Source organism: Ideonella azotifigens (genome assembly GCF_006519715.1).
In the GTDB taxonomy this organism is placed as follows: domain Bacteria; phylum Pseudomonadota; class Gammaproteobacteria; order Burkholderiales; family Burkholderiaceae_C; genus Ideonella; species Ideonella azotifigens.
In genome coordinates this window covers 1-5,480 of sequence record NZ_VIDT01000374.1, presented here as the reverse complement: position 1 = coordinate 5,480, position 5,480 = coordinate 1, and the positions used below count along the sequence as shown (strand labels likewise).

At 67.3% G+C, this 5,480-nt stretch carries 4 protein-coding genes; all 4 read right to left on the bottom strand.

Going from position 1 to position 5,480, the window contains the following annotated elements; genetic code table 11:
- Window positions 1-65 precede the first annotated feature (65 nt).
- On the bottom strand, window positions 66-965 hold the full coding sequence (locus FKP22_RS19720; RefSeq protein WP_231012760.1) for a hypothetical protein: 900 nt from the start codon (window positions 963-965) through the stop codon (window positions 66-68).
- Window positions 966-1,224: 259 nt separating this feature from the next.
- Window positions 1,225-3,273, bottom strand: coding sequence for a S9 family peptidase (locus FKP22_RS19715; RefSeq protein WP_141289409.1), 2,049 nt, complete (start codon window positions 3,271-3,273; stop codon window positions 1,225-1,227).
- Between the two features lie 172 nt (window positions 3,274-3,445).
- The gene (locus FKP22_RS19710) at window positions 3,446-4,396 is read right to left on the bottom strand and encodes a hypothetical protein (protein WP_141289408.1); all 951 of its coding nucleotides are present in this window, start codon (window positions 4,394-4,396) and stop codon (window positions 3,446-3,448) included.
- Window positions 4,397-4,577: 181 nt separating this feature from the next.
- Window positions 4,578-5,480: tetratricopeptide repeat protein (locus tag FKP22_RS19705; protein ID WP_170200973.1), on the bottom strand; the 903-nt coding region annotated here is incomplete at its 5' end.

Here is a 5,480-nt window from a genome sequence, read left to right as displayed (position 1 = left end):
GCGCCCAGCAACCCGGTGGCCGCCAGCGCCGCGATCATGCGCCGTCGATTCATCTCGGCTCGGCCTTACTGGGCGTTGGTCACCATGTCCTGGCGCATCAGCGAGGTGATGCCGGCCCAGTTGCCGTTGGTGTAGTGGTTGTAGGCCTCGTTGTTGTCGCGGAAGCTCACCGAGTGGTAGCTCCACTTGGTGCTGCCGCCTTCGTTGGCCGTGGTGCCGAGGTTCAGGTCGTTGCAGAACCAGTCCGAGGGGTTGCACAGTGACTGCCCGCCTGTCCCCGAGACGCCGCCGCTGGAGTGGTAGGCAATGGCCTCGTCGTCCTGCCCCGGCAGCACCGCGGAATACAGTGTGCCGCTGGCGCCGGCGTACATGTAGAACCACTTGCTGCGGGTGCTGTTGTGGTCGTACATGGCCCGCGCGGTGGCAGTCTTCAGGTCCGACACCAGCGGCTCGCTGAGCGCCCAGTCACCGGCATTGGCCAGCTCGGAGCCACCGGCCGCGCCGCCGGCAATGTCGATCCATTTGATGTTCCAGCCGGTCTGGGTGCTGCTGCCCGCGTTGCTGCAGGTGCCGTCGGCCGCGGGCGTGGCGTTCTTCACGCTGCGGGTCGAACCGCCGTACATCGCCAGCGTGTAGCCCATCATCAGGTCGCCCGCGCTGTGGGCGGCCACGTAGCACCAGTTGCTGCCGGTGCAATAGCAGTCCAGCGCGTTGCGCACCAGGTAGTTCTGGTCCGAGATGTGGTTGTAGCCATCCCAGTTGACCGACTTCTTGTTGACGCCGGCAGCGGTGCTGGCCGGGCCCCAGTAGGTGAAGTCGGCATAGTTGCCGAGCTGGCCGCCGCCGGTGCGGCCGTTGACCCACAGCGCGTAGTTGGTGGCTCCCGCCAGATGGGCCACGCCCATCACCGCCAACAAGGCGGCGGCGCCCAGCGCCCAGCGTTTCGTGCGTCCATGTCCGGCCATGCTTCGAGCTCCTCGGTGTGATGGGAAGGCGGAAGAATCGGAGCGCACTATCGCCGCGGCCGGCGCCCCGCCGCGCTCGGACTTTCCCCCAGCCCTGCGCGGCATTCGGCAGCATGGACGGGGCTTGCGACACGGCCGTGACGTGGCGTGGCGATGGGGGACAACCCGCGGGCTGGCCATGAAAAACGGCCCCGAAGGGCCGTGCGGTGGGGAAAAACGGCCCCGAGTGGCCGTGTGGTGGGCTTTGCCGGCCGTCGCTTCAGGGCTGCGGCTTGAGCAGCGTCTGCTGCATGAACAGCACCATCGCGTAGAACTGGTAGTCGGCGTTTTCCTTGCGGCGGAAGCCGTGGCCTTCGTTCTCGGCGCGCAGGTACCAGACGGGCGTGCCGTTGGCGCGCACCTTGGCGACGATCTGCTCGGCCTCGGTGTAGGGCACGCGCGGGTCGTTCTTTCCCTGGATGACAAAGATCGGCTTGTGGATCTTCGCGGCATTCGTCAGCGGCGAGATCTGTTCCAGGTGGGCCTTCATCGCGGGGTCGCGCTCGTCGCCGTATTCCACCCGGCGCAGGTCGCGGCGGTAGCTCTCGGTGTTGTTCAGGAAGGTCACGAAGTGCGAGATGCCGACCACGTCGATGTTGCCGGCAATGCGGTCCGAGTAGTTCGTTGCCACCGCCAGGCTCATGTAGCCGCCATAGCTGCCGCCGGTGACCAGCACGCGGCTGGCGTCCAGGTCGGGCTGGGTGGCGATCCAGTCCAGCAGCGCGCCGATGTCCTTGACCGAGTCCTCGCGCTTGAAGCCATTGTCCAGCGCCAGGAAGGTCTTGCCGTAGCCGCTGGAGCCGCGCACGTTGGGGCGGATCAGCGTCACGCCCAGCTCATCGATGAAGTAGTTGGCCCGGCCGTTGAAGCCGAACTCGGACTGGCCTTCGGGGCCGCCGTGGATGTCGATCAGCACCGGCCGCTTGCCGGGGAAACGGGCGGCGGGCGCGCGCGTGATCAGGCCGGAAATTCCCAGCCCGTCGAAGCTCTTCCAGCGCACGATCTGCTGGCGCGCGAACTTGCTGGCATCCAGGCCCTCTGGCGCAAAGGCCTGGGTCCACTGCTGCACCTGGCCGCTGGCCGGGTTCAGGCTGTAGAGCTGGCCCGGGCCGGCCGAGTTGTTGACTGCAAAGGCCAGCTCGCGCGTGGCCGGATGGAAATGCAGCTGGGCGACCGTGCCTTCGGGCAGCTTGGGCTGCGGCACTTCGCTCACGGTGCGGCCGTCGAACAGGTGCAGCGTGCCCATGCCGTCTTCATTGGCCAGCACGGCCAGCAGCGTGCCGTCTTCGGTCTGGCTGCTGACGCTCACGTCCCAGTGGATGTGGCGGCTGGCACGCGTCACGGCGCCGCTGGCCAGGTCCAGCCGCATCAGCTCCTGGAACTCGCCGTCGCGGTCACTGGTGAAGATCAGGCCCTTGCCGTCGGGCTGGAAGGCGGCCGGCGTGTAGCTGGCCTTGGCGGCGGTGGCGCCGGCCGCAGGCAGCAACTGGCGGCGCTGGCCGGAGGCCATGTCCAGCAGCCAGATCTCCGACTCATTGGCGGAGATGTAGCGGGTCAGCGCGAGCTGCCTGTCGTCCGGCGAGACGGCGGTCGCCTCCCAGCCGCCGCCGGGCAGCTCGGCCAGCTTGCGTCGCTCCTCGGGCTTGAGCGGGTCGGTCAGCCAGATCGAGGTGTCCACGCTGGCGCGTTTGCCGCCTTCGGCGGTGCGGTCCAGCGGCACCGAGCTGGAGACCAGCCGTGCCGGCGGCTTGGAGGCGGCGCCCGGCGCGCGCTCTTCGCCATGCAGCCAGACGTTGATCGCATGCCGCTCGTTGGGCTCGCCAATCGGCGTGACCAGGCGGGTGTCCAGGTCCAGCCGGTAGAGCTGGTCGGCCTCGCTGCCGCCGCTGCTGCGCTGGAAGACGAGGTAGTGGCCGTCGCGCGGGTCGTAGCTGCCGCGCGTGACGGGCTCGTTGCCTTCGGTCAACGGCTCCAGGTCGGCCATCGGCCCGCTGAGGCGGAACAGCTGCGGCACACTGGCACCGGCCAGCCGGTGCGCCACCAGCATCTCGCGCTGGTTCGGGTGCCAGTCCACGAAGCTGGTGCCACGGAACTCGGTGTAGCGCTGCACGCTATTGACCAGCGCCATCGGCACCGGCGGGATGCCTTGCACCACGAGGTTGGCATTGGGCGCGAGCACGCCGGTGTTGCCGGCAGGGCCGGTTGGCGTTGCGCAGGCGGCCACCAGGGCTGCGGTGGCCAGCAAGCTGCAGGAGGTCAGGAGGCGCATGGGTGAGGCGGGCGTTGAGGCGGGTGGCGACTAGGACAAAAGGCCGGCGTGCAGATCGCACGCCGGCCGCGAATGACAAGCGATGGGCTACTTTACCGTTGACCGCCGCGCTGCCGCCGCAGCGCGAGGCTGCCGGCAGGGTGGCCCACCGCTGGCCAAGCGTCGAAGTACCTCAGTCCTGGCCCGTTGCGTCTGCCTTGCGGATCACGAAGCCGCGGTTCTTGCCGGTGCTGGCGTCATAGCCGAAGCCCACGACCTGGCTGTACTTGATGGACCAGGGCGAGGTGCTGCCCAGCGTGCCGGCGCTGAACTCGCTCACTGCGCCCGTGGCGGCCGTGTAGTAGCAACCCCAGTTGTTGAAGCTCGCATCGGAGCAGGTGCCCACGCTGTCGCCCTTCTTGCTCAGGCCGTAGATGGTGGCGGCGTGGTTGATCGAGTTCTTCGCGTCGACGATGGTGAAGCTGCCGTCGGCCTTCTGCACGAAGCTGTGGTTGGCGTAGGTGCCGGCCTCGGTGTACATGCCGGCAAAGTCACCCTTGTCGTTGATGCTGCGGATGTAGGTGTAGATGGCGCCAGGGGCGGAGTAGAGGGTGTACGTGCCGTTCTTCAGCGTGAAGCCAGAGACGGTGAAGTAGGTCGGCTTGGTGGGGTCGGGGTAGAAATAGGTATAGCCGGCGATCACGCCGTGGTTGTTGATGCTTTCGGCAAAGGTCGCCCGTGCGGCCGGCACGCGCACCGGCTTGAACTTGTCCTTGGCGATGTTGTAGTACCAGCCCTGGGCCCAGCCATCGATGGTGGATTGGCCGACCACCACGCCCTTGTCGTTGATGCTGCGCGGGAAGGTGGCCGTCGGCGCGTCGGGGTCCTTCAGGTCGGTGTAGCTGCCGTCGGCGGAGCGCACGAAGCCATAGGCCTTGTAGCTGGCGTCGAAATAGAAACCTACCACCATGCCGGCCTTGTTGACATCGAAGGCATGGGTGTCGAAGGCAGAGTTGTCGTGGGCCGAGAAAATCAGCGGCTCGCTGGGTTTGGCGGCCAGCGCGGCATGCGGCGTGGCCAGCGAAAAGCTCAGCGCCGAGAGCGCGGCGAGATTGGCGATGGCGGAAAATCGAACTGCGGACATGGGGTTTCCTGTTTCAATTTGGGGAGATGACCAACGGGCCGGACCAGGCGGTCGTCGTGAGGTCTCGGTGTGATGAATTGTTGGTGTCCGGGCACCAAAGCGGTGCCCACGAACTGCCCACGGCGGGTCAACCAATGGCGCACGAGCTGGCCTGCGGTGCCGTTGCCGGCGCTCGGTCTCCCTAGTCTTTGGGGGGAGGCAGTGCGGCCAGCTCTTTCGAGATGTGCTGCACCAGCGGGCTTTGCGATCCGAAGCGGCGCTGGTAGATGGCGATGATTTGCACATAGGCGGCGCGGGCCGATGCCAATTCGCCCATGCGCGCCTCGGCCTGGGCCAGCATGTAGCGCGCGCTGAGGGTATCGAACTGGTCCGCGCCAAACTGCCGCTCGAAATCCTGGGCCACTTCGTGCAATATGGCTTTGCCCTCGACCAATTGGCCCAGCGTGACCAATGACTGTCCGTAGACGGCCCTGGCCAAACCCCTTTGCCGCGGGGTGGCCGAAGGATTCTTCTCGGCCAGCTCGGCCATTTGCCTGAATTGCGCGGCGGCTGCGGTGGGTTGGTTTTGCGAATTCGCGACATTGCCCAGCAGCTGGTGGCATTTGCAGCGCGTGGCCAGGCTGAGCGCACTGGCTGGCGAGGCCAGCGCGGCGCGGGCCTGCTCGGCCAGCGGTTGCGCAGCCGCCAAGTCGCCCCGCATCAGCAGCGCGCCGCCCAGGTCGCAGCGGGCATTGAGCACCGCGTCGGAGCCATCGCCATGGGTTTGCTGGCCGATCTCCAGCGCGCGCTGGAAATGCGGCACGGCGTCGTCGAGTTCCAGCAGCGCGAGGAAGTTGTTGCCAATGGCCTGGTGCATCGCGGCTGCGGTGGCCGGGGCGCCCTTGAGTTCCACGTCCAGCCGCTGGCCAGCGCGGCGCATTGCATCGCGCAGCGTGATGTCGTGGTCGCCGCCCAGCGCGGGGTTGGCGGCCTGCAGGAAGCCGACTGCGATGAAGTCGGTGACGGACTGGGCCTTCAGGTGCTGGGCGACGGCTTCATCGCGCTGCAACCCGGCTTCCCTCGCAAAGAACAGGCTGGCTGCGGT

Coding starts and splice junctions, on each gene's coding strand:
- FKP22_RS19720 (WP_231012760.1), bottom strand. CDS start 965: ATGGCCGGACATGGACGCACGAAACGCTGGGCGCTGGGCGCCGCCGCC.
- FKP22_RS19715 (WP_141289409.1), bottom strand. CDS start 3,273: ATGCGCCTCCTGACCTCCTGCAGCTTGCTGGCCACCGCAGCCCTGGTG.
- FKP22_RS19710 (WP_141289408.1), bottom strand. CDS start 4,396: ATGTCCGCAGTTCGATTTTCCGCCATCGCCAATCTCGCCGCGCTCTCG.